Source organism: Microbulbifer maximicatervae (SeqCode) (genome assembly GCF_052467325.1).
Map to the genome: position 1 here is coordinate 2,691,230 of NZ_CP174310.1, position 24,139 is coordinate 2,715,368.

24 protein-coding genes are annotated in these 24,139 nt (G+C 50.7%); 12 read left to right on the forward strand and 12 right to left on the reverse strand.

The window, feature by feature from the left end; all coding sequences use genetic code 11:
- Nucleotides 1-69: 69 nt before the first annotated feature.
- Both olsF and ACJJIE_RS12130 read right to left on the reverse strand, forming a co-directional pair.
- Entirely contained in the window at nucleotides 70-1,743 is a 1,674-nt protein-coding gene (olsF, locus tag ACJJIE_RS12125) for a bifunctional ornithine lipid synthase OlsF (RefSeq protein WP_444891854.1), read from the reverse strand.
- Entirely contained in the window at nucleotides 1,740-2,531 is a 792-nt protein-coding gene (locus tag ACJJIE_RS12130) for a UDP-2,3-diacylglucosamine diphosphatase (protein WP_282931517.1), read from the reverse strand. Before ACJJIE_RS12130 ends, olsF begins: the two co-directional genes overlap by 4 nt.
- Nucleotides 2,532-2,998: 467 nt before the next feature.
- Here ACJJIE_RS12130 and ACJJIE_RS12135 point away from each other — a divergent pair, with 467 nt between their 5' ends.
- Genes ACJJIE_RS12135 through ACJJIE_RS12145 form a run of 3 tightly spaced genes read left to right on the forward strand, consistent with a single transcriptional unit; the run spans nucleotide 2,999 to nucleotide 6,042 of the window.
- Nucleotides 2,999-3,514 carry a recombinase family protein gene (locus ACJJIE_RS12135; protein WP_444891855.1) on the forward strand — a complete coding sequence of 172 codons (516 nt, stop codon included), beginning with the start codon at nucleotides 2,999-3,001 and terminating at the stop codon, nucleotides 3,512-3,514.
- A complete protein-coding gene (locus ACJJIE_RS12140) occupies nucleotides 3,501-4,694 on the forward strand; it encodes a M20 aminoacylase family protein (RefSeq protein WP_444891856.1) in 1,194 nt (397 codons plus the stop codon). Before ACJJIE_RS12135 ends, ACJJIE_RS12140 begins: the two co-directional genes overlap by 14 nt.
- Nucleotides 4,687-6,042, forward strand: a complete 1,356-nt coding sequence (locus ACJJIE_RS12145; protein ID WP_444891857.1) for an MmgE/PrpD family protein — start codon at nucleotides 4,687-4,689, stop codon at nucleotides 6,040-6,042. The genes ACJJIE_RS12140 and ACJJIE_RS12145 overlap by 8 nt, the downstream gene beginning before the upstream one ends.
- Nucleotides 6,043-6,071: 29 nt before the next feature.
- On the opposite strand, the gene ACJJIE_RS12150 is transcribed toward ACJJIE_RS12145, so the two are convergent.
- On the reverse strand, nucleotides 6,072-6,404 hold the full coding sequence (locus ACJJIE_RS12150; RefSeq protein WP_444891858.1) for a DUF1820 family protein: 333 nt from the start codon (nucleotides 6,402-6,404) through the stop codon (nucleotides 6,072-6,074).
- A 180-nt stretch (nucleotides 6,405-6,584) separates the two neighbouring features.
- Between ACJJIE_RS12150 and miaB the strand changes: the two genes are divergently transcribed.
- From miaB to ACJJIE_RS12180, 6 genes are all read left to right on the forward strand, one after another.
- Nucleotides 6,585-7,952, forward strand: coding sequence for a tRNA (N6-isopentenyl adenosine(37)-C2)-methylthiotransferase MiaB (gene miaB, locus ACJJIE_RS12155; RefSeq protein WP_444891859.1), 1,368 nt, complete (start codon nucleotides 6,585-6,587; stop codon nucleotides 7,950-7,952).
- A gap of 194 nt (nucleotides 7,953-8,146) precedes the next feature.
- Nucleotides 8,147-9,202 carry a PhoH family protein gene (locus ACJJIE_RS12160; RefSeq protein ID WP_413663106.1) on the forward strand — a complete coding sequence of 352 codons (1,056 nt, stop codon included), beginning with the start codon at nucleotides 8,147-8,149 and terminating at the stop codon, nucleotides 9,200-9,202.
- A gap of 16 nt (nucleotides 9,203-9,218) precedes the next feature.
- Nucleotides 9,219-9,689: an rRNA maturation RNase YbeY gene (ybeY, locus tag ACJJIE_RS12165; protein ID WP_444891860.1), complete on the forward strand. Its 471-nt coding sequence runs from the start codon at nucleotides 9,219-9,221 to the stop codon at nucleotides 9,687-9,689.
- Between the two features lie 83 nt (nucleotides 9,690-9,772).
- A complete protein-coding gene (locus ACJJIE_RS12170) occupies nucleotides 9,773-10,657 on the forward strand; it encodes a CorC family transporter (protein WP_282934646.1) in 885 nt (294 codons plus the stop codon).
- Nucleotides 10,658-10,727: 70 nt separating this feature from the next.
- Nucleotides 10,728-12,293 carry an apolipoprotein N-acyltransferase gene (gene lnt, locus ACJJIE_RS12175; RefSeq protein WP_444891861.1) on the forward strand — a complete coding sequence of 522 codons (1,566 nt, stop codon included), beginning with the start codon at nucleotides 10,728-10,730 and terminating at the stop codon, nucleotides 12,291-12,293.
- A 114-nt stretch (nucleotides 12,294-12,407) separates the two neighbouring features.
- Nucleotides 12,408-13,325 (forward strand): TIGR01777 family oxidoreductase, encoded by a 918-nt coding sequence (locus tag ACJJIE_RS12180; RefSeq protein WP_444891862.1) that lies wholly within the window; start codon nucleotides 12,408-12,410, stop codon nucleotides 13,323-13,325.
- A gap of 10 nt (nucleotides 13,326-13,335) precedes the next feature.
- On the opposite strand, the gene ACJJIE_RS12185 is transcribed toward ACJJIE_RS12180, so the two are convergent.
- From ACJJIE_RS12185 to ACJJIE_RS12195, 3 genes are all read right to left on the reverse strand, one after another.
- Entirely contained in the window at nucleotides 13,336-13,749 is a 414-nt protein-coding gene (locus ACJJIE_RS12185; protein ID WP_413663111.1) for a hypothetical protein, read from the reverse strand.
- A 172-nt stretch (nucleotides 13,750-13,921) separates the two neighbouring features.
- Complete coding sequence (locus ACJJIE_RS12190) at nucleotides 13,922-14,503, reverse strand: YdcF family protein (RefSeq protein ID WP_444891863.1); 582 nt, start codon at nucleotides 14,501-14,503, stop codon at nucleotides 13,922-13,924.
- A 197-nt stretch (nucleotides 14,504-14,700) separates the two neighbouring features.
- Nucleotides 14,701-15,150 (reverse strand): zinc ribbon-containing protein, encoded by a 450-nt coding sequence (locus ACJJIE_RS12195; protein ID WP_444891864.1) that lies wholly within the window; start codon nucleotides 15,148-15,150, stop codon nucleotides 14,701-14,703.
- A gap of 161 nt (nucleotides 15,151-15,311) precedes the next feature.
- Here ACJJIE_RS12195 and leuS point away from each other — a divergent pair, with 161 nt between their 5' ends.
- The 3 genes from leuS to holA all read left to right on the forward strand — a co-directional run bounded on the left by leuS (nucleotide 15,312) and on the right by holA (nucleotide 19,537).
- A complete protein-coding gene (gene leuS, locus ACJJIE_RS12200; RefSeq protein ID WP_444891865.1) occupies nucleotides 15,312-17,909 on the forward strand; it encodes a leucine--tRNA ligase in 2,598 nt (865 codons plus the stop codon).
- A gap of 85 nt (nucleotides 17,910-17,994) precedes the next feature.
- Nucleotides 17,995-18,519 carry an LPS-assembly lipoprotein LptE gene (locus ACJJIE_RS12205; protein WP_282931506.1) on the forward strand — a complete coding sequence of 175 codons (525 nt, stop codon included), beginning with the start codon at nucleotides 17,995-17,997 and terminating at the stop codon, nucleotides 18,517-18,519.
- 13 nt (nucleotides 18,520-18,532) lie between these two features.
- Nucleotides 18,533-19,537, forward strand: a complete 1,005-nt coding sequence (gene holA / locus ACJJIE_RS12210; RefSeq protein WP_444891866.1) for a DNA polymerase III subunit delta — start codon at nucleotides 18,533-18,535, stop codon at nucleotides 19,535-19,537.
- Nucleotides 19,538-19,624: 87 nt separating this feature from the next.
- On the opposite strand, the gene ACJJIE_RS12215 is transcribed toward holA, so the two are convergent.
- The 6 genes from ACJJIE_RS12215 to ACJJIE_RS12240 all read right to left on the reverse strand — a co-directional run bounded on the left by ACJJIE_RS12215 (nucleotide 19,625) and on the right by ACJJIE_RS12240 (nucleotide 24,048).
- A complete protein-coding gene (locus ACJJIE_RS12215) occupies nucleotides 19,625-20,803 on the reverse strand; it encodes a hypothetical protein (protein ID WP_444891867.1) in 1,179 nt (392 codons plus the stop codon).
- A 54-nt stretch (nucleotides 20,804-20,857) separates the two neighbouring features.
- Nucleotides 20,858-21,343, reverse strand: a complete 486-nt coding sequence (locus tag ACJJIE_RS12220) for a hypothetical protein (protein WP_282931503.1) — start codon at nucleotides 21,341-21,343, stop codon at nucleotides 20,858-20,860.
- Between the two features lie 300 nt (nucleotides 21,344-21,643).
- Complete coding sequence (locus ACJJIE_RS12225; RefSeq protein WP_444891868.1) at nucleotides 21,644-22,489, reverse strand: CsgG/HfaB family protein; 846 nt, start codon at nucleotides 22,487-22,489, stop codon at nucleotides 21,644-21,646.
- A 41-nt stretch (nucleotides 22,490-22,530) separates the two neighbouring features.
- Nucleotides 22,531-22,932, reverse strand: a complete 402-nt coding sequence (locus ACJJIE_RS12230) for a curli assembly protein CsgF (RefSeq protein ID WP_282931502.1) — start codon at nucleotides 22,930-22,932, stop codon at nucleotides 22,531-22,533.
- Nucleotides 22,932-23,360 (reverse strand): CsgE family curli-type amyloid fiber assembly protein, encoded by a 429-nt coding sequence (locus tag ACJJIE_RS12235; protein WP_444891869.1) that lies wholly within the window; start codon nucleotides 23,358-23,360, stop codon nucleotides 22,932-22,934. The genes ACJJIE_RS12230 and ACJJIE_RS12235 overlap by 1 nt, the downstream gene beginning before the upstream one ends.
- Before the next feature lie 4 nt (nucleotides 23,361-23,364).
- Nucleotides 23,365-24,048: a helix-turn-helix transcriptional regulator gene (locus ACJJIE_RS12240; RefSeq protein WP_282931500.1), complete on the reverse strand. Its 684-nt coding sequence runs from the start codon at nucleotides 24,046-24,048 to the stop codon at nucleotides 23,365-23,367.
- Nucleotides 24,049-24,139: the final 91 nt, after the last annotated feature.

The window sequence follows — 24,139 nt, forward strand, 5'->3', positions numbered from 1 at the left end:
CAGGAAAATTTCCTGAATCATTAAAAAGGCAGCTTAAAGCTGCCTTTTTAATTAGTGATATCTTCACAATCAGGCACCTAAATAACGCCTAGCAAACTTCTCATCTACTTTGGATAAATCAACAACGACCAGTCCATCCACAGCATCGCAAAAATCCGGGTCAATATTAAATGCGTGGAAACTGGTTCCGCCCGGTTTGGTAACAGAAGCATACTTTTTAAATAAGGGAGGCAGCATGACGCCCTCCTCGCGCAAAACCTGCTTCAACTGACGCATATCTGACACCGAATCTCCAAGTAGTTCAGGTAACTCAGACTGTGCTTCCGGGAATGGCAGTCGAGCATCCCCCAAGGAGTTTTCAGGAGCAAAATAATGGGAAAAATAGCGCACAATGGCGGACTTAGCTCTCACTGAGAACGTACCTGGCATTGATACCGGGCCAAACAGGTAACGTACTTTATTACGCAAAACCCACTGCCCAATAGCACTCCAAAGTAGATCTAACCCCCTTCCCCTCCAATAATCCGGCAACAGAAAACTACGCCCCAGCTCAGCGGACTCTGGCAAGCACTGACGAGGGGGCTGCGGATAATTAAATAATGTACTGCTGTAAACTTCATCCGCTGAGAGCGTCTCAGTTGCCGCTATGCGGTAGGCCCCAGCAATCTGACGATTTTCAGTATCCCACAACAACAGGTGGTCGTAATGAGCATCGAATGCATCCCAATCCCGGCTCTGCCCAGTCCCCTCTCCCACTGCGCGAAATGCAATTTCTCTTACTCTGGCCAATTCTCGCATAACAGGGCAATCCGCTTTCTGCCGATATAAACGCACAGAAAAATTATCCGATTCAGACAGTGACACGCAGGACTCCACCACCCGCGCCACTTCCTCTTCTGGCTCTGCCTCGACAATTAATTCTGGCCCCAAAGGGGCAGGGGAACGATGCAATTGATAAACATGTTTACGCCACAGGGCGGCTTTAGCACGAGGAGTAAGAGGCCAACTGTGAAAATGTTCAGTTTCCAGTGGCCGTCCTATACGAATATCGATACTACGGCTAGCTTGTTTAAACATCTCCCTGATCAACCATAAAGTTGAGAGAGGTTTATTCAACATGGAGAGGCCATAGAACCACCAGGAATTTCTACCCTGCACCTGTACTGGCAATATCGGCGCGTTAGTTTTTTCCGCAAAGCGAACAAAACCCGGGTTCCAACGACCATCGCGAACGCCCTGAGGGGTTAGCCTGGACACCTCGCCCGCCGGAAAAATAATAATCGCCCCCCCTTCACCTAAGTGGTTATATATACCTTCAATATCCGCTCGGCGGGTATGCCCATTAAAATTATCTACAGGTAACAAGCAGGAACGCAGAGGTTTTATATTCCATAATAATTGGCTCGCCACAGCGCGTACGTCCCGACGTACTCGCGCCACCATGTCGATAAGTGCTAACCCATCCAAGCTCCCCAATGGGTGATTGGAAACAATTACCAGCGGCCCGTTCGTAGGGACTCGAGCTAATTCCGACGGATTTAATTCGTAGCGAAAATTAAGGTCATCAAAAATTTGGCGAATAAAATCCACCCCCCCAAGGTGGGGATAGCTACTGGTAAATTCCTGCAGCTGCTCTTCACAGCAGATTTTTTTAACTGTGGCTGAAACCAGTTTTCGCGTGGGTTTTTGCGGACCTGCACTATACCAGGCATTTTTCTGCAAAAGGCTCTCAAGATGAATCATGCCGCAACCACCTCTGTCATTATGCTGGCAATTTTTGGAGCCCGATACCAACGTAAAAGGTCCAAACTGCCGTCTTGTTGTTCTACAACCGCACTCATAGAGTCGACCCAATCACCACAATTCGCATAGGTCACAGCATCCCCACACACTGTTTTATTTCTAAGGGCAGGCCTATGGATATGACCACAAATAACGCCATCAAATCCCCGCGATATCGCTTCACGAGTAGCGACATCCTCAAAATCACTCATCATTTGTCGAGCGGCACCCACACGATTTTTTATCTGGCTGGCCAGCGACCACCAGGGCTTGTTAAATCGATTGCGCCAATAATTGATCCAGCGATTAAAGCGCAGCATCAGGTAATAACTGCGATCGCCGATGTGGTAACTGATTGGATTTATTTTAATTCGGTGTTCAAACTGGTCGCCGTGAGTTACCCAAAAGCGGCGCCCATTGGAGGCAGTGTGGATATAGTCTTTTTCAATTCGGATATTGCCGAGCCGCTTTCCGGCCCAGCTGCGCATTGGCGCGTCGTGATTTCCAGGAATATAAATGACTTCAGGCGTCAGGCTACTTAATTCGGAAAGCATTTCCAGTAGCAGAGAAGAGGCCTGACACCATGTACCTCGTCCTTGAGCGAGTGCCTGCATATCAAAAATATCCCCAACCAGATAGACCGTATCGGCGCGATTCTGAGCCAGAAAATCTGCAAGTCGATGGGGCTCACTGTCTCTGCTGCCCAAATGGACATCGGAAATCCACAGTGCGCGATAGCGATTGCTCATAGCAAAGTTCCAGTCTGTACCAGTTATCAGCCCATAAAAATCAGGGCAGATACGCGGCAAAAATATAGGTCGTCGCTTGAGCTAACTTGAGAAAAATCGATAAATCCGTATTTGCTCTCTTGCTAGCAAATTGAGATCAACTAAATACAGAACGGCGTTGATCGTCAGCGCAACCACTTTGCAGCGATTTGATGACAGTCAGGAGGATTTTTATTGAAGCTTATATTGCAGAGGAAAAAAAGGTGTAAAGATGAGTTAGGTGTCAAAAAACCGGGTTGTAACCCGGCCACATAAGTCGGGGCATAGCAACCTTTCTGGAATGTCAAAGAATGAGTGTCCGTAAGGGGATCGGTCAGCGGACAAAATTCCGCCAGTTCGTATCCCCTGCAAAACCGGCACAAAGAATGTCTCATATAGATGGTACGATGATAATTGCTATGAAGGGGCCGTTTACGTACAGTGCGTCCATGAAAAACACGCTCATCGGATATGCCCGCTGCTCCACCGACGAACAGGACCTGACAGCGCAGCGTCAGACACTTGTTGACCTCGGTGTGACCGAGGATTGCATTTATGCTGACCACGGCCTGACCGGCACGAACCGGGTACGCCCGGGCCTCGATCAAGCGATAGCAGCAATGCGAGAGGGGGACACATTTGTTGTACCAAAGCTCGACCGTCTGGCCAGATCAGTTCTAGATGCTCGTGCTATCGCCGATCAACTCGAAGCCAAAGGCGTGCCGCTGGCACTCGGCATTTCGGTATATGATCCCGCCGATCCCATGGGCAAAATGTTCTTCAACATCCTCGCTACATTTGCTGAATTCGAGTCCGATCTCATTCGCATGCGCGCCACCGGTGACTATTCCGTGCCAATCTTTGTCTTGGCCGTCTTTCTGCACGGCATCGCGCGGGGCTTGACGATCCTGTCGCAGGCCAGTGCGCAATCTCTCCAAGAGGAAAACAACAATGGCGACCGTTGATCACGCTGACATCCTGAACTACGGCAACCTAGTTGAAACCGCCATCCGCATTCGCCAGGACCTCCACCGGCACCCGGAAATTGCGTTCGAAGAAGTGCGCACCTCTGAGGTTGTAGCGACCAGGCTTGCCGAACTGGGGATCGAAGTTAATCGCGGGCTTGGCAAAACGGGTGTGGTCGGCACTCTGAAAGGCAAGCGAAATGGCAATCGGACTGTCGGTCTCCGCGCCGACATGGATGCGTTGTTCATCGAAGAAAAAACCGGGTTGCCATATCAAGCGACCGTGCCGGGTAAAATGCACGCTTGCGGTCATGACGGGCATACGGCAATGCTTCTTGGAGCGGCAGAATACCTATCTCAAAACCCCGATTTCTCTGGCACCGTTCAGTTCATTTTTCAACCTGCCGAAGAAGGGCACGGCGGTGCAAAGGTGATGATCGAGGACGGGTTGTTCGACCGCTTTCCTTGTGATGCGGTTTATGGAATGCACAACATGCCGGGGATCAAAATCGGCAATTTCGAGATCTGCGAAGGGCCGATGATGGCAGCAGCCGACACCTGGGAAGTCATTCTGTCCGGTACCGGTGGCCATGGCGCTATGCCTCAGAAGGGCACCGACCCTACCATGGCTTTGGCCGGATTCCTGTCTTCCGTATCAACAATCGTGGCCCGCAATCTGGCACCTACAGATTCCGCAGTTGTCAGTATCGGTCATGTTTCAGCAGGCGACTGGGGCGCGCCAAATATCATTCCTTCCAAGGTTGTCATCCGCGGTACGGCACGTAGCTACACGCCCGAAGCACGCGACATGTTGGAAAACCGGATCGGTGAACTGGCACACTCTTGCGCACAGGCACATCGCTGCGAAGCAGAATTGATTTATACGCGCCGCTATCCTCCAATGGTAAATCACAAACGCGAAGTGGATGTCGCAGTAAAAGCTGCGCGACAAACGTCTTCTGATGCCACAGTGGACACCGAGATGACACCGCTGAGCGGGTCCGAAGATTTTGCTTTCTTTCTTGAAATGGTGCCTGGCGCGTACATTTGCATGGGCAATGGCGACAGCGACGACCATCATTTCCTCCACACCCCGCTTTACGATTTTGATGACCGGGCAATCCCTCACGGTGTCGCGTATTGGGTAAATGTTGCGCTGGAAGAACTTGGCCATGACTAACGGGCAGGGCAGTGCAGAGTTCAAACTGTCCCAATGGGCTGCATCGCGGCCTGTTGCCCCATCGGACGTCGCAGTGGACCGGGCAAACGACGCCTTGTTCGACGGTCTGATCTGCATGATCGCAGGTAGCGCCGATGAGACTGTGCGTATTGTTTTTGAAGGCGCGCAAAAGACACACGGAACAGGCAGCTGCAAGGTCATTGGCACTGACATGAAACTGCCCCCGGCCAGCGCCGCATTGGTCAATGGCACAGCGGCCCATGCGCTTGAATTTGACGACAATTTCCTTCCTGGCATGACACACGCTTCGGCAATCCTCGCACCTGCCCTGTTTGCGCTGGGCCAGATTATGCCGGTTTCGGGCCAGGATATTCTAAATGCCTACATTGTGGGTCTGGAACTACATGCACGCATTGGGGCGGCTGTTAACCCGAACCACTATGCCAGTGGCTGGCACGCGACTTCGACCGTTGGTACAATTGGAACAGCCGGTGCCTGTGCGATGTTGATGGGGCTTGATGCCCGGCAAATCAACAACGCGATGAGCCTTGGCTTTAGCCTTGCTTCGGGAACGCGGCTGCAATTTGGAACAAAGGCCAAGCCAACCCATGCCGGTTTCGGCGCTCATAATGCGGTGCTGGCAGCATTCATGGCTCAGTCTGGACTTGACGGCCAAAGTGCATTTGTAACCGGGCAATGGGGGTTTCGCGACCTGTATCAGGGAAATCCCGTTCCCGGCGCGGAACATCGGATGCTTGATGACATTGGCGAGCGTTGGGCCATTGTAGAAGATGGCCTGTTCACCAAGCGATTTCCGTGCTGCGCTTCGGCACATTTTTCCCTTGATGGTGTTGAAATGCTTCGTCGGGATCATGGCCTGCGCCTGAGGAACCTCAAATCGCTAACCGCATACCTGCCAAATCCGCAGTTTCAAAATCTGCGTTTTGACGCCCCCACAAAGGCCAGTGAAGCCCGCTTCAGCATGTCTTATCCAGCGTTGCGGTTGCTTCAGAACGGAAAAGTATCGCTTCGCGATTTCACGGATGAGGCCGTTGCAGAACCGCTGGTACAGGCAAGCCTGCATAAAATAAAACGTTCCCAGACCAGCCCGGCACCGGTTACAGCGCCCGTCGTCGTCGAGGCCGAGTTTACCGATGGCCGGACCGTCGAAGTGACAGTCAGTTCGCTGGTGGGGTCACCCGCTAAACCTCTAAGTCCGGGCCAGTTGCACACAAAGGCCCGCGACTGCCTGAGTTGGGCTGGGATGGGAGACAAGAAGGAATGGGTTGACCAGTTCAGGAACCTAGTACGCGTTGGGCGGTTTGCTGATTTGTTCGCAAGATACTGAATCCCGCTGTAGAGTGTGCGGGAGGAGCTTTATTCTGTGTCCTGAGGGTGACGAACCGGAGGGGGGAAGGGAAATTTGGCAACTTTGTCACCCTTTACTTCCACAATCTTGCCGGTACCTTCTTTTTCCACTTCGTCAATGCGCACGATACTATGCATTGGGAGGTAAGAGCGAGTTACTGAAGCAAATTCTGCTTTCAGCTTTTCTTCACTAGGATCTACCACAAGCTGGGCTTTTTCCCCAAACACAAATTCCTCCACCTCAATAAACCCGTACATATCACTCTGATAGATAGCCCGAGCGTAGAGTTCATACACTTGGTTTTGATTATGGAAAATAACTTTATAAATCGGGTTGGCCATAAGTCTCTCAGGATGGGGATGACCCCGAAGCTCAAATTGATCAAAGAACGGGCAAAGCCCGAAAAGGCGCGCAAGAATAGCACAGGTTCGCAACAGCTAATATAGCCATCTATGCAGTGCCGGGTCGTATCGCTATAATGCCCCACCCTAATTGTTGACCAGTTTTTAACCAGGCGCGATATGTCCGAAACATCGGTGAAAAAGCTATATATTAAGACCCACGGCTGCCAAATGAATGAGTACGATTCCGCGAGGATGCGCGATCTACTCGGCGAGTCCCACGACATGATACCTACCGACGATCCCGACGAGGCGGATGTACTATTGGTCAACACCTGTTCTATCCGCGAGAAAGCCCAGGAAAAGCTGTTCCACCAGCTGGGCCGTTGGAAGCACCTGAAGGAAAAAAATCCCGACCTGGTGATTGGTGTTGGCGGCTGTGTAGCCAGTCAGGAAGGCGAGGCGATTGCCAAACGCGCGCCCCACGTAGACTTGATCTTTGGTCCCCAGACCCTGCATCGCCTGCCGGAGATGATGGAGACCAAAGAGCAAAAAAGCGGCGCAGTTATCGTCGATGTGAGCTTCCCGGAGATCGAGAAGTTTGATCGCCTGCCCCAGCCAGAGGCCGACGGCGCCACCGCATTTGTCTCTATTATGGAAGGCTGCTCCAAGTACTGTACTTTCTGCGTGGTTCCCTACACCCGTGGCGAAGAAGTCAGCCGCCCTGTGACCGATGTACTCGAAGAGATCGCCCACCTGGCAGACCAGGGTGTCCGCGAGGTGAACCTGCTTGGGCAAAACGTAAACGCCTACCGCGCTACGGGAGAAGATGGCCACGAAGTGGATTTCGCCGAGCTGATCACTTATGTGGCAGCGATCGATGGCATCGACCGTATCCGCTATACCACCTCTCACCCGGTAGAGTTCTCCGATGCGCTGATCGATGTCTACGGACAGGTACCGGAACTAGTTAGTCACCTTCATCTGCCCGTACAGAGTGGCTCCGACCGCATTCTGATGGCAATGAAACGCGGCCACACCGCCCTGGAGTACAAATCCAAGATCCGCCGCCTGAAGAAAATTCGCCCGGATATCTGCCTGTCTTCAGACTTTATTATCGGCTTCCCCGGCGAAACTGACAGGGACTTTGAAGCGACCATGAACCTGATCCAGGACGTGGGCTTCGATATCTCCTTCAGCTTTATATATTCCCCTCGCCCGGGCACTCCGGCTGCCGACTTGGCCGATGACACGCCGGAAGAAGTGAAAAAGCAGCGCCTACAGCTGCTGCAGGCGCGGATTAACCAGCAGGCGGCAGCTATTGCACGCCGCATGGTTGGCAACACCGAGCGTGTACTGGTAACCGGTGTTTCCAAAAAGGACCCCGGACAGTTACAAGGCCGCACCGAGAACAACCGGGTAGTCAACTTCCGTGCGGACGATCTCGCCCTGATCGGCAAATTTGCCGATGTTGTGATTGAAGAGGCCCTGCCAAACTCCCTGCGCGGTACTTTAGTCACATCTGAGCTGGAAGAAGACCTGTTCTAAGACTTTGTGATTACCTCAAATAGCGGCAAGATGTACTTCGAAAGCACATCCTGCCGCCAAATTAGGCTCAACTTGCCCCCCAAATTACGCCCCGTAATTAAAATTAGGTAAAGTTAGAACCTATTTGTAGGAATCACCTCTTTCCCCTTTAGGGAAAATGGGTATACCCTAGCAATATAACCCCTGGATTAAAGGTGCCGGAAACCAATTTGGAAACACAAACCCTCGCTCACAGCATCACTCTCGAGCCCAACGACGCACGCCGTCTCGCCAATCTCTGCGGTCAGTTCGACCAACACCTACGCCAAATAGAACAGCGCCTGGATATCGAAATTCGAAATCGCGGCAACCAGTTTTCATTTTTTGGCGATGCCAAATCGGCGCGTGCCGCTGGCGAACTACTCAGTAGGCTCTACAAGGAAACCGGTACCAAGGACTATCTCACTCCAGATGAGATTCACCTGGCTCTGCAGCAAGCGGGAGTTGAAGAACTCACCGGCCAAGATGGTAGCGGTGACTCCAGCGAAGCTGACCAAGTAGTACTGATTCGCACTAAGAAGTGCTCGGTACGCCCCAGAGGGCTCAATCAGCGTAAATACGTTCGCGCTGTGCAGACCAATGATATCAATTTCGGTATCGGACCCGCCGGTACAGGTAAAACCTACCTGGCAGTAGCCTGTGCTGTGGAGTCTCTGCTCAAGGATGAAGTTGAGCGAATCCTCCTGGTCCGCCCCGCCGTTGAAGCCGGCGAGAAATTGGGCTTCCTGCCCGGTGACTTGAGCCAAAAGGTAGACCCTTACCTCCGCCCGCTCTACGACGCCCTCTACGAAATGCTCGGTTTTGAGACTGTTGGCAAGCTGATCGAGCGCAACGTTATCGAAGTAGCTCCCCTTGCCTATATGCGCGGGCGCACCCTAAATAACGCCTTTGTTATTCTCGATGAGAGCCAAAATACCACCCGCGAGCAGATGAAAATGTTCCTCACGCGGATTGGCTTTGGCTCCACCGCCGTAATTACCGGTGACCCCAGCCAGGTCGACCTGCCCCGTGGCCAAGCTTCCGGTTTGCGTCATGCTGTTGGAGTACTGGGGAGAGTTAATGGAATCAGCTTTACCCACTTTGGAGCCAAGGATGTGGTTCGCCACCCCCTCGTGCAGCGCATTGTGGAGGCCTACGATATTCATGAAGCCGAGCTGGAAATGGCCTCGGCAGATCGAATCTCCAATAAAGCCGATGAGAATGCCGCTTAGAGTCCGCACCTGAGTTATGACTGATTTAACACTCGATGTGCAGCGGGTCAGCCGCTGCCACGACATCCCTTCCGATGAGGCTATCAGCAACTGGGTATCCAAGGCTTTGACCGGCCACCGCAACGAAGCGGAACTGTCGGTGCGAATCGTGGACGAAAGTGAGAGCCAGGAACTTAATCACCAGTACCGAGGCAAGGATAAACCCACTAATGTTTTATCCTTCCCTACCGATTTCCCTGCGGAGCTGGATCTCCCGATGCTTGGAGATCTTGTGATCTGTGCCCCAGTAGTTGAACTGGAAGCGGAGCAACAGAGCAAATCACTATCGGCGCACTGGGCACATATGGTGGTCCATGGCACACTGCACCTTCTAGGTTATGACCATATCGAAGATGCAGACGCTCAGGTTATGGAAAGCCTGGAAACGAAGTTGCTCGCCAACCTCGGCATTGCAGACCCCTACGCCCCACTGGATGAAGTGGGATGATAGCCGCTGTACCACCGAAGTAATGGCAAACTGCTACTGAATTTTATCTACCAACGAGAGAACCCCGGAGCATGGCCACTTCCATGACCACAGACGAGCCCCCAAGTAGTCACTCAGCGAGCAAATCCCGCGCGAGTGAAAAAAGTTGGCTGGAAAAGCTCTTCAGCGCCTTTTCAGCTGAACCCAAGTCTCGCGACGAATTATTGGACATCATTAAGGACGCCGCTGAAAATCAGCTGGTAGATGCTGAAGCGCTCTCTATTATCGAAGGCGCACTGGACGTTTCCAGCCAGCAAGTCCGCGAGATTATGATTCCACGCTCGCAAATGGTTGTGGTAGGCCTTCACGATAAGCCGGAAGAGTTCCTCCCCAAAATTATTGATTCGGGCCACTCCCGATTCCCTGTCGTCGGCGAAAGTGTCGATGATATACGCGGGATATTGCTCGCCAAAGACCTGCTCCCTCTCCTGTTGAAAGGTTTCGACGGATTTCAGCTCGAAGACCTGATCCGCCCAGCCAATATTATTCCCGAGAGCAAGCGCCTCAATATCCTGCTGCGCGAGTTCCGTGAGAACCGTTACCATATGGCGGTCGTGATAGACGAGTACGGCGGTGTATCCGGTGTTGTGACTATCGAAGATATCCTCGAGGAAATTGTCGGTGAAATCGAAGACGAGACCGATGAAGAAGAAGCGGATAGTTATATCCGTAAAGTTGGGGAAAACGATTTTATCGTTAAAGCTCTGACTCCCATTGAAGAGTTCAATGAATTTTTCGAGAGCGCCTTTAGTGATGAAGAATTCGACACTGTCGGCGGTCTTATTATGCAATCATTCGGCCATTTGCCGGGCCGTGACGAAGTCACCCGACTGGGTGACTTTATGTTCCGGGTACTCTATGCAGACAGCCGCCAGATACACCTTTTGCGGGTTGCCCATATGCGCAAACCGCCAGAAGAAGACAGCTGAGTACCGCTCATTACTGCAAGCCTTAACACACTGATACCCTGAGCGAACGGGGTATCCTGACAACAACTTTATGCGCAGATTATTTTCTCCTCTCGCCAGCGTTGTAGCTGGCGGGTTGATGACACTTTCATTTGCCCCATTTAACTATTGGGTATGCGGCCTGCTGTCCCTGACACTATTCGCCTGGATTCTGCTCTCCGCAGCCAAAGGGCAGGTGCTACCGGGCCGCAAAAGCTTCTGGCTCGCCCTCTGCTATGGATTGGGCCTCTTCGCCAGCGGGGCTTCCTGGGTCTACGTTTCGATCACAAATTTCGGCAACTCATCAGTGCCGCTAGGGCTGGTCCTCACTAGTGCTTTCGTCACCATACTGGCAGTGACGCTAGCCACACCTTTTTATTTACTCGGTCGTTTCACTGACAACAAATTCAGCTTTGCTCTGGCTTTTGCCGCCCTGTGGTTTATCGGCGAATGGCTTCGCAGCTGGTTGTTTACCGGCTTTCCCTGGCTCTTCGCCGGCTATGGCCACACAGGGACCTGGCTAGCCGGCTGGGCTCCAGTGCTAAGTGTTTATGGCATAGGCCTGGTGCTGGCTTTTACCAGCGCAGTATTAGCCTTGTTTGTCAGCGGCCGCCTGTCCCCCCTCAAGCGACGCAGCCATATCATACTGCTATCTGCAGCATTGGCACCCTGGCCAACAGGCGCTGCCCTCTCCCAAGTGGAGTGGACCTCCGCAAAAGGTCCTCTTATCAGCGTTGGGCTGGTGCAGGCTAATATTCCTCAGGAAAAGAAGTGGTTGCCAGAATTTCGAGGGGAAACTATCAGTCGCTACCAAGAGGGTACTCGCGCCCTTAGCGATCAGGATGTAGACGTAATTATCTGGCCCGAAGCCGCCCTGCCCATGCTTTACCGGCAGGCCCCCAACCTTATGCAGGCGCTGCAACGCAATGCTGAGACTACCAACATCGATTTGATCACCGGTATTCTCTATGACACCCGGGGTTCGGCACAGGAGGGGCGGAGTATTCACAACTCCGCCGCAGTTTTTGGCCAGAGCCCCAGCGTGTATCACAAGCGCCACCTGGTCCCCTTTGGTGAGTATGTACCGCTGGAGGATTTTATTCGGGGCACTATCGAGTTTTTTAATCTCCCCACTTCCTTTATCCGCTCAGGCCCGGACGAACAATCGCCGCTCAATGCTGCTGGTGCAAGCTGGGCGCCGCTTATCTGCTATGAAATTGTCTATCCCAGGCTGGTTGCCAACTCAGCACTGTCTTCCCAGGTTTTGCTGACCATTAGCAATGATGCATGGTTCGGGACCTCTATTGGCCCCCTACAACATATGCAAATGGCGCAGATGCGCGCTTTGGAAACTGGTCGCTACCTGGTGAGAGGGACAAATACTGGTGTGACGGCAATTGTGGACCCCAAGGGTAAGGTTATTAAGAAACTCCCCCAATTCGAACGCGCGAATATGACTGGGGATATCAGAGCGATGAGTGGCGCCACCCCGTTTATGCTAGCCGGCATCTCATTGGTATTTGCCTTGGCGCTCCCAATGCTGGCCCTGGCCCTGTTTTTACGCCGCAGGGTGGAACCCCAACCCAACTCCCCTCTCAGTGGCGAGCTACCCGATTAAAACAAGCCCCGCGGCCACTCCCAGCCGGGGTGGCCATCGGTAAGCTACCGCCACTGAATATCACTGCTATGCTCCATTCAATTTTCTAGCGAATATAAGGCAAGGTGATTCCCCATGCATTGCTTGATTAGCGGTGGCACCGGGCTTATAGGCAGGCTCTTTTGTCGGCGCTGGCTGGAGCAAGGCAATACTATTACGGTATTAAGCCGACATCCGGACAGGGTTCGAAACTTGTGTGGCGAATCAGCCAAGGCCTGCCGCGATCCCGCAGAGGTAAACCAGCCCGTAGATGTTATTGTGAACCTTGCCGGGGCCCCCATCTCCCGTCGCTGGACAGAAAAATATCGCACTGAAATTCGCAGTTCACGCCTGGACACAACGGAGAAGCTGGTTCGCTGGACCCTGGGCCAAAGAGACAAGCCATCCTACTTCTTGTCCGGCTCCGCAATCGGCTATTACGGCAATCGCGGAGGGGAGTTACTGAAAGAAGACAGCGCTCCAGGAGGGGGCTTTGCCGCACAGCTGTGTCGGGACTGGGAGGCCGCCACGCTCCCGCTGCAGCACTCTGGCGTTAAGGTAGGCATTATCCGCACAGCTATCGTTCTCTCCATGCGCGGTGGCGCCCTTCCCCAAATGCTGCCACCATTTCGTCTCGGGCTTGGCGGCCCCATGGGCTCGGGCGAGCACTGGATGAGCTGGATTCACGAAGAAGACGAAGTCGGACTGATATTACACGCCATCGACAATCAACTTTGCCATCCATTTAACGGAAGTGCACCGGAACCTGTAACCAACAACAGCTTTGCCCGAATCCTGGCCAAAGAGTTGCATCGCCCGGCGTTTTTACGCTTACCGGCCTGGGCTTTAAAGATAGCTTTTGGAGAGATGGCTGATGAATTACTGCTAGCCAGTGATAGGGTCGAGCCCTGTACAGCACTGGAAACCGGCTATACCTTCCAATTCCCAACTCTGGAGCAAGCCCTCTCAGACCTGCTCAAGGGTGACGGCGCTACCACTAAAGCCAGCGCCTGAACAAATGAATTTAAGCGGCGGCCATATCGCTTTCGAGTGCCTGGGCTAAGTAGCGCCGGCTAGATTCGCTGGTCACCAAATCGCCATGGCACTCCATTGGCGCAGACCCCACCCACTGGGCATGCCAGCGATACCAATGGGACTCCTCGGCTTTTGAACGCAGCTCGATAAACTCCACTTCGGCGGGAGCAAAACCGAACTCCCGGACTATCTGCCCGGCAAAAGTCTCAAAATTTTTACTGAGTTGGGCGCCGCTATCGCCACCGGCACACAGAAAAACCAGTGTGCGGCCATCTTGCTCAACCCGCTTGAAGCCAATCCAAACAGCCCGGTTTAACCGGTTATGTAACTGTATCGGAGAGAAAGAAAGTGGGATGCCCTTCATCATAAGGTTATCTCGATTATTGTTATGTTTCTTATCCACAGCCGCTACTCCATATAAAAAGGTAATCAATGGGTATGTCCTGTGGCGCCAGTCATCCTAAGCCCGGTACAACTAGCAATCAAGAGCTCTCAAACATTTGGGCTCGACGCCTGATCCCTCAAATCCTGTAGGCCTCTGAGATTACATTTATCAAAAAGTTCCTTATGGAACCTCAACATTTCCTGATGGACGGTAGCGAACTCCACCGATACCAGATCCGTGCCAGTATTTCCCGCCAGTAGACCTGGGTCCTCAGCAGGGAGACGGCATTGGGCAACCAGCGCCCCACACCTGCCTGAGCGCGGGGCATCAACTCTCCGGCACTCCCAACCGGCAGGGGCTGTACTTCTAAGCCAGCGCGGGAAAAAATTTCCGCTGCGCGAGGCATATGCCACCAGTGAGTGGCCAAAAAAACCGACCTCACATTCGCACTGTGCAAAATATCAGCACTATTTACTGCATTCTCTGCAGTAGTACGACTGCAATCTTCACGCCAGGTAACCGGAGTGGAAAACTCCTCCTCCAACAACGCAGCCATTAAATCAGACTCTGCCAGCCGCTCTCCGCTGTGAACCCGACCGCCGGATACTAGAATCGGTAACTCTTCTGGTGCTTGCTCGACAGCACCGGCAACTCTTTCGAGACTTGCCGCAGAGAGTCTCTCCCTATTCGAATACCTATCGCGATAACGCCCTGCACCAAGGATCACAACGGCCTCAGGCCTTATATGGGGTTGATAAGGTACCTTGCCCAATCGATCCCCAAGCCAGGATGAGAATGCCGGGGTCGCCCCCAACCAAAGCACACAAAAAGAAATCACGGCCAAGGGTAGAGAGCATCTCTCAAGCAGGGACCCGGATGAAGAGAATCGCAAAAGGAATGCAACCAATAGCCCCAACAACGGGGCTGCTGGAGGCATCAGAAGCGTGGCCGCCGCCGTGTAGAGCCCATTCAATACTCGAGACCACCCTCAATCTGGCGAAAGCATCCATAACCACATCGGTGGCAGGGAGTGATCTGGGTATTTGCCGGCGGCATAGCTCGGTATCCACAGCCCAAACACTGCAACTCCTCATCCGGCCCTACAAACTCACCGGCCAAAGCCCAGGGCTTGCCCTCTTTGATGCATCGCATTAAGTTTGGCCAGGCGGTTTCTGTGGGGTCCGCCGCATCCAGCAGCCAATCACCGCTGCGCTCCTCCAGGGTCTTCAATTCCCCACCTAGTCCCCGGATATACTCAGCAGCCCGATGCAGGTCATCTTTCAGCCAAGCGCGTAAAAATGCCATCTTATTGGCGGTGAGATTCTCAACAGCCAGCTCACCTTCGACCAAATCTTCAAAGTCTTCGCGAAACTCATTAATCAGATCGTCCTTCGGCGGCAACTTTGGTTCCTTCGTCACGGTATCCCTCCTATAATCCCGCATTTACGCATCGTAAAAGATGCACTGGGAACGAAACTTGATCGCGATCAATCTTTACCGATTGACAAGCGTTCACATCCCCCAATAAACACTGAACAGTTTCCCGCAAATTTTGATCACAGAGTATAGGTCCCGAATCGATGGAAGAGCAGTACAACCCCTCCGCAGTCGAAGCTTCCGCCCAGGAATTCTGGGAGGCCGAGAAGAGCTTTGAAGTAAAGGAAGACGCCGGCAGGGAAAAGTTCTACTGCCTATCCATGTTCCCCTACCCCAGCGGCAAGCTACACATGGGGCATGTGCGCAATTACACCATTACCGATGTAATTACTCGCTATCAGCGCATGCAGGGCAAGAACGTGTTGCACCCGATGGGCTGGGATGCTTTCGGTCTGCCTGCAGAGAATGCGGCCATCCAGAACAAGACCGCTCCAGCCAAATGGACCTATGCCAATATCGAGTACATGAAAGGCCAGCTCAAGGCCCTGGGTTTTGGCTTTGACTGGTCCCGCGAACTGGCCACCTGCCAACCCTCCTACTATCGCTGGGAGCAGTGGTTCTTCACCCGCCTCTACGAAAAAGGCCTGGTCTACAAGAAAAACTCTGCAGTGAACTGGTGCCCCCACGACCAGACCGTACTGGCCAATGAGCAGGTCGAAGATGGCGCCTGCTGGCGCTGTGGCACCACCGTTGAGCGCCGCGAGCTGGCCCAGTGGTTTATCAAGATCACCGATTATGCCGAAGAGCTGCTCGAAGACCTGGACAAACTGCCCGAGTGGCCCGAGCAGGTGCGCACCATGCAGCGCAACTGGATCGGCAAGAGCCGGGGAGTAGAGCTGAGCTTTGCCCTTCCCAAGCCTATTGCGGGCATGGCCCACTTCGATGTGTACACCACCCGTCCGGATACACTGATGGGCGTTACCTATGTTTCCCTCGCCGCCGAGCACCCCATCGCTCTGGAGCTTGCCGAGTCCAACCCCAAACTCAAAACTTTTATCGCCGAGTGCAAAAAGCAGTCCCTATCCGAAGCCGATATGGCCACGATGGACAAGAAAGGCATGGATACCGGGCTCAAGGCGATTCACCCCATCAGTGGGGAAGAAGTCTCCGTATGGGTGGCCAACTATGTTCTGATGGATTACGGCTCAGGCGCAGTGATGGCAGTACCGGCACACGACCAGCGCGATTGGGAATTTGCACAAAAATACCAGCTGCCTGTTATCCAGGTTATCGAGGCTGCCGACGGCGAGTCTATCGATTTGGAGAAAGAGGCCTATACAGAGAAAGGCAAACTGGTGAATTCCGGCAGTTTTGACGGCCTGGATTTTGATGGCGCCTTTACTGCGATCTCCGAAGCGCTGATTGCTGCAGGTAAGGGGCGGGTTAAGACCAACTACCGCCTGCGCGACTGGGGTGTCTCCCGCCAGCGCTACTGGGGGGCGCCCATCCCCATGTTCAACCTGGCCGACGGCGGAGAAATACCAGTACCCGCAGACAAACTGCCGATCCTGTTGCCGGAAGATGTCGAGCTCGACGGCGTTCAATCACCTATTAAAGCCGATCCCGAATGGCGTAAAGACGAACTCAACGGCACTCCCGTAGAGCGTGAAACCGATACCTTCGACACCTTTATGGAGTCCAGCTGGTACTACGCCCGTTATACCTGTCCCGATTTTGAAGAGGGCATGCTGGACCCGGACCGCGCCAACTACTGGCTGCCAGTGGACCAGTATGTCGGCGGTATTGAACATGCCATCTTGCACCTTCTCTACGCGCGCTTCTTCCACAAGCTGATGCGGGATGAGGGCCTGGTCAATAGCGATGAACCCTTCAAGCAGCTGCTGTGTCAGGGCATGGTGTTAGCCGAATCCTTCTACAAGGAAGAACACGGCCACAAGACCTGGATCAACCCCGCCGATGTGGACGTCGAGCGCGATGACAAGGGCAAGCCGACCAAAGCGATTGAGCGAGCCACCGGCGAAGAGATTATTGCCGGCGGCGTGGTAAAGATGTCCAAGTCCAAGAACAATGGCATAGACCCTCACGCTGCGGTTGAGGAGTACGGTGCCGATACCGTTCGCCTGTTCACCATGTTTGCCGCCCCTCCGGAGCAGACTCTGGAGTGGCACGATGCCGGTGTGGAAGGTGCCAGCCGCTTCCTGCGCAAACTCTGGAAGACCGTTCACGCCCATATTGCAGCGGGCTCCAGTGAAGCACAGATCGACCAACAGTCCCTCAATGACAAGCAACAGCAGCTGCGCCGCAAAACCCACGAGACCATCCAAAAAGTGGGGGATGACTATGGCCGCCGCCAAACCTTTAATACCGCTATCGCAGCAGTAATGGAATTGCTCAATGAAGTCGGCAAGCTGGCAGATCGCAACAGTGATCAAGGACTGGCTGTAGAGAGAGAAGCCCTAAAGACCGCCGTCTTGCTGTTGGCTCCGGTTACTCCTCATATCTGTCACCAACTGTGGCAGGTTCTGGGGAATACCAGTTCCCTAATCGATTCTCCTTGGCCAGTGGCAGATAAAAAAGCACTGGTGCGCACCTCAATTACTTTGGTCGTCCAGGTCAATGGCAAGGTACGCGCAAAACTGGATGCGCCTGCTGATGCAGACAAAGAGAGCCTGGAAAAACTCGCCCTCGCCGATGAGAACGTTCAGAAATTTATCGGTGAAGCTACGGTGCGCAAAGTAATCGTCGTTCCTGGCAAGCTGGTTAATATTGTCGCCAAGTAGAGACCCGCAATATGATGCCGGGAGTTTCACTCCCGGCTCACTTAAGTCAGCTCGCTGTAGCCGACAAGACCATGGCAAGTAGTTTATGAAAACAATCGCAAATCGAGCCTTTATTTTTCTTCTCGCTATCACTATTGCCGGTTGCGGCTGGCATCTAAGAGGCGCCCCTAAGAATTTTCCTCCCGGTAGTACACTCTATATATCCGCAGTAGATCCTCGAAGTGATATTGCAGACCAATTAACACGGCTGCTAAGGAATGCCGGTGTGCCGATAGCAGAGTCTCCTGCGGAATCTGACTACTCACTCATTATTCACCAGGAAACTGAAAGAAAGCTAACTGTAGCAGTCGACTCTGAAGGGCGAGCTTCAGAATATGAACTAATTACGAGTGCCATTTATAGTGTACGCACAGGTACGGGGCAGGTTCTTCTAAATAAAGCACAAGCCGACGTTTACCGCACTCTAGAGTGGGATGTCGATGAAATTGTCAGTAAAAGTGAAGAAGAAAACACCTTGCGAGCAGAGATGCAGCGAGAACTTATTGGGCGCATAATTGACCGCCTGCGACGCATCGATGTAAGTGCTTCATTAGAAGAAAAAAGCTACTAGGTTACGTTTATAAATGCGCGTTAACTCCCAGCAATTATCGCAAAATTTAAAAAAGGGCTTATCGCCAATTTTTATTATTACTGGTGACGAGCCCTTAATAATACAAGAGTGCTGCGATTTAGTTCGTTCAGCTGCTAAAAAGCATGGTTTCACAGAGCGGGAGCTTATTCACGCAGAGCACAATTTTGACTGGAGCACCCTGATTGCTTCAGCTGGCAACATGTCCCTCTTTGCCGAGAAAAAACTAATTGAGCTGCGTATACCAGGAGGAAAACCCGGAGATAAGGGCAGCAGAGCTTTACAGGAATTTGCGTCACTGGTAAATGAAGACCTCCTCCTTTTACTAGTGCTACCTAAGCTTGATAGGTCACAACTCAACAGCAAGTGGGTAAAAGTATTGGAGCAATCAGGAGTACTGGTCCAAGTATGGCCGGTGACCATCCAGGAAATGCCCCGCTGGATCAACCAGCGCCTTACTTCAGTAGGCCTCTCCGCCGAACCCGAAGCAGTGCAAATTCTCGCAGAAAGAGTAGAGGGCAACTTACTCGCTGCAAGCCAGGAAATTGAAAAGCTCAAACTCTCCTGTTCCGGACAAGAGATTACCAGGGAAATGATGGAGCATAGTGTTACCAGCTCCGCTCGATACAATGTCTTTGATCTAATCGACACTACTCTCTCTGGTGACTCAGCCAAAGCGGTCAAAACACTCGAGGGATTACGAGTTGAAGGTGTTGAAGCGCCCATTGTTCTTTGGGCAATTGCACGAGAAATTCGTACCCTTCTCGAGGTTATGGAAAAGCTGGAGCAGGGCCAACCTTTGTCAAGACTAGTTAGGCTGCAAAAGCGACAACCATTGGTACAGAAAGCCCTACACAGGCTCAATAAAAAGCAACTGGAAGGCCTGTTAATTCTTGCGCGGTCGATTGATATATCGATTAAAGGAGGCCGTGGACAGCAATCCCCTTGGACCGGCTTATTGGAGCTGACTCTCAATTTTTGCGGTCAACGAATAGTCTAGCCGATAAATATTCAGCTAAGACCATATGCATCTCAAAAAAAACCGCCCCTTAGGGCGGTTTTTTCTCATAGCTGAAACTTTTCAGAATCAGTTTTGAGTGATGGTGGCAACGTTGCTGGCACCAACCTGCTCAATGCTAGCCATGTTCAGAGCACTGCTCTGGCTAACAGTTGCAATGTTTTCATAGCCAGACTGCCCAACATGAGCAGAGTGTTCAAGACCGGTTTGAGCTACAGTGATCAAGTTGTCACCACCAGCATCTTGGTGGATTTCTGCCAGGTTCAAATCACCAGACTGATCAATGTCTACAATGTTGGAAACACCAGCGCTGTAACCATAGGTGTAGTTACTATTACCGGTTTGATCAATATTCACCAGGTTGGCATCACCGTATTGACCAAAGTCAGTGGTGTTGTAGTCGCCTGTCTGTACCAAGTTTGCAGTGTTGTCGTTACCAAATTGGCCCACAGCACCGAAGTTATTGGTTTCATTCTGGGTAATATTGGCTAAGTTATTAGCACCTGACTGATAACCAAAAGCAGTGTTTGCATCACCTTCTTGCAAAATAGTAGCGGTGTTCTCCACTCCAGCCTGCCCCAGATCTAGAAGGTTAGCATCGCCGCTTTGCATCAAGTTAGCAGTATTTTCTGCACCAGACTGATAAACAGTACCAACGTTGAAGTCACCTACCTGGCCCCCAACAAAGCCATCTGCAGAGGAGTACCAAGTGCTGTTCCAAACACCGTTACCGTCGCCCACCTGGGTACTAGCAAAGTAGTTTCCATCGCCGTCCTGTTGCAGAACGCCCATGTTATCGCTACCTTCCTGATACATATCTGCAAAGTTGAAATCAGACTCATAGTACTGATCCAAGTGGACCATATTCTCACTGCCAACCTGCGTAGCGTAGGCGCTATTGTAGGAGCCACTCCACTGGTGGATGGTTCCAGAGTTGCCTTCTCCGTTTTGGAAAGTCAGGGCCTCACTGGCAGTTTGATTAGTTTGGCTGGTCCAGGCCGCGTTGCGGTCACCAAGCTGGGTTTGGTCAATGTAGTTATTATCAGCACCGGCCTGATATGCATTAGCTACGTTGTTATTACCTTCCTGCCACTGGTAAGCAGCATTATTGGTTGCTGCAGATACCTGGGTAATATCTGCATTGTTATCTTCACCAAGCTGAACCTGATCACCGTAGTTATTATCGGCTACAGCCTGACCTGCGCTAGCAATAAAAGCAATAGCAGCAGCAAGTGTAATCTTTTTCATCTATCTATCTCCCTCAGAATAAAATTATAAATACAAGTAAAATAGTGCAATGCTTTAATCGTACTGCACCAGTTGCACCGCATGGTCGTCACCGAACTGCGCGACATAACCAAACAATCCATCACCGTTTTGAATAATGTTTGCAGAATTTCCGTAGCCAACTTGGCTAATCAATGCCACATTATCTACGCCACTCTGTATGGCTGTAGCTTGGTTATAGGCTCCAGACTGAGATATCGCAGCATAATTAGAATCGCCTGTTTGTTGCACCAACGCTGTATTGGAGTCACCCTCCTGTATCAGGACAGCCTGGTTATAAAAACCAGACTGAGTAACCTCAGCAACGTTGTAATCACCCACTTGTGAAACCTGGGCTAAGTTGCCCGTAATTGAATCTTTTCTTAGTAGAAGAAGATCCAGAGCTCCCTGCCCCGCCGACAATTCATTGTGGTCATCTATATCAGAAGCCCAGCACACCGAAAGCGGTAAAACCAGAAACAGAAATAAAATTGCCGTTACTCGTTTAGCTGTAGCAATCACCAACCACCTCTCTATAAAGATCGATTAACAACTATAAGAAACAACGAAACAACTATAGGTAAAAACAAATAAATCTTAAATCAGAAGAAAGATTATATTTAACTGGAAAGAACAACTAGAACGTAAAACTTTTGTATTAAGGAAGCACTATAAATTAAAATGCATATTTCCCAAAAGAAATCCATTCCATCAAATTACATATAAAAATATAAAACGGCATAATTTAACAAAATTCCATTTCACTAAATTACATATACAAACACAGACATACACTGACAAAGTTAATTATTTAATAAGATATTACAATATCTTGACCGGCGTAGCCGCATATTCACTAAGAACTGACATAGGGTATTGATTGTTATCTTCCAGAGCCCACAAATTAGCATTTACACCCTGCGAAATGAGATGAATTACAGCAGATTCTATCGCGGACAGAACACATAATTGAGCCGGATCGTTTGTTGTCATACCAGCCTCAATTTCAAGTAGCCGCTTATACTCTACAAATGTATAAACATCCCCCTGGACCTGCCTTGATAAAATTTTCTTGCTGGTTAAAACACTACTGAGTACTCGACCACTTCGCACATCCACTGCACGCAAATTAACTGTTACCTCATCTACTCGATATTGTTCAGATATCCCTATACCAAAATAACGGGCTCCGGCCCCCCCTGTTTTAATATTAGTATCGTAACCAACAATCCCTCCTTCGAGCATAATATTAGCTGACATAAGAGAAGGCAGATCAAATACCGGACTAGCGGGGCTACTCTGCTCCTTTTGGGCGGCCCTAATTATTTTTCTCTCCGTCAATAAGTTTTGTAACCCCTCCCTCTCAAGAGTTACAAACCATCCTGATTCATTTAAGACTTGAACCAACATAGCTGCCGCCCCCTGCGTCACCGCAGTTGAGAATGAGCTCGAAGGTGCCGGTCTGTATTGACCCGTCTGGTCACTAAATCCATACACTGCTGCGACTATTTTCCCTCTTGGAGCAGGTAAGCTAACCAAGTCGGAATAAGTACTCATCCGATCTGTTAAAGTTGCCTTTTGTTGGCCTGGACCAAACAGCGCTTCCTTAACCGAACTACACCCACTAAGACCAAAAATAATTATAAAAACAAATATTCTCGACAACATCGCACCACCCCACAAAACCTAAGCCCGTAAATAAATTTATATTAATTACTTGGATTGAGCCCCACGACTACAATCTCAGATATCTCACCTGTAACGGCATCTGTAATCGTTATTGTCAGCTCACCATCGACATCAATAATGTTCACGATATAGTCATCTGTAACCAAGGTGCCATCATTACCATTCCCCACATCTGTCAACAGCTGCGAGAGTAAGCGAGATTCCAGTGTGTCAGTAAATCTATCTAGAGAAGAGGAATCAGAGTAAGGTGAATCTTTAGCATCAGGGTCTTTTTTACTGTTCTGCGCACTGGCATTATTCAATAAATAATTACCATTTAGAGGATTTCCTCCAAACGATGGATTAACTGGCGTATATACCAATTCCGTTGCGCTTACAGCCCCAGAAAACAGAAAAACAGCCATCAAAAAATAACATTTCATTATATTTCATCCCCCGCCAAATCAATATTTTGAGATAAAAGTTCCTGCAACCTCTGCTGTCGAACATTATTATTTATTTGTGAAGCGGCCTGTTCGACAACTGCACCAAATTTTCTACGCCCAGGGTAAATAACAGTCTTGAAAACCTGCTGACTTTCATAAGTCACCCAGACAACACTCCCCCATCTAGCGGACGGCCTCTCATGAACAGTAAGGTTATAATCAAAACCTTGTAAATTGGTTGTAATATAAATAGAAAGAGATCTGGCAAATTCATGGCCAATACCACTTACCGTATTATCAATAACTAATCCAGTAAGTAGGGATTCCTCTCCAATTTGATTATCTGCTTCTTGCGCATGAATTTTGCAAAAGATACACGAAAGTGCAGCCGTAAACACAGCTGCACGCAAAAATATTGATTTCATAATATTACAAGTTTTGACTGGCCCAACTACTTGCTTCGAGACGATTTTTACAGCCTATTTTTCTATAGATTTTATAGAGATGACTCTTAACAGTATGCTCACTAACACAAAGTGTTTCAGCTATATTAGCGTTTGTATTGCAGTCACAGATCAGCTGTAAAATTTGCCTCTCTCTTTGAGTAAGATTAGAGGCTTTATCACACCATTTTTTTGGCTTTCTGTGTTGCCTGAGGAAATTATGAAGAACATCCCTTGGAAACCAATACTCTCCTGAGAATATCCTACCCAACCTCTCCATAATGACTTTTGCTTCACACTCCGAGGGTATCAAGCCAAGAACCTTTTCCCAGTGAAGAACAAAATCAATATCTGAACTTTGATCAACATTGATCAACACAAGATTAGGAGGGGTTGGTAACGAGTGTATTTCCCGCAAAAGCTGCTCAAGATCCGGAGAGGAAATATCGGCACAATCTAGAAGTAGGTATTCAGCCTTAATACCACTTAGAGAAGAAAGTGTAGAGCGCTGCAGAATAGCGCAAGTAGTCTTAAACTCATCTTCAATTCGCCCTGCAAATATTGAGGACTGAAGATTGACGCATGCGGTTAAAAAGGCAACTGTAACCCCTGACTTTTCTGACTTAGGGCTAACAACCTTTAGTGGTGCATAATCCTTATGCAAGTTCATCTGGGTTCCCCCAATGTGCGGTCCCTTTATATTTCGGCCTGTTACCAGCCTTACTATTTTTAATTAATTTCTCGCGCTCATCTTACGCTGT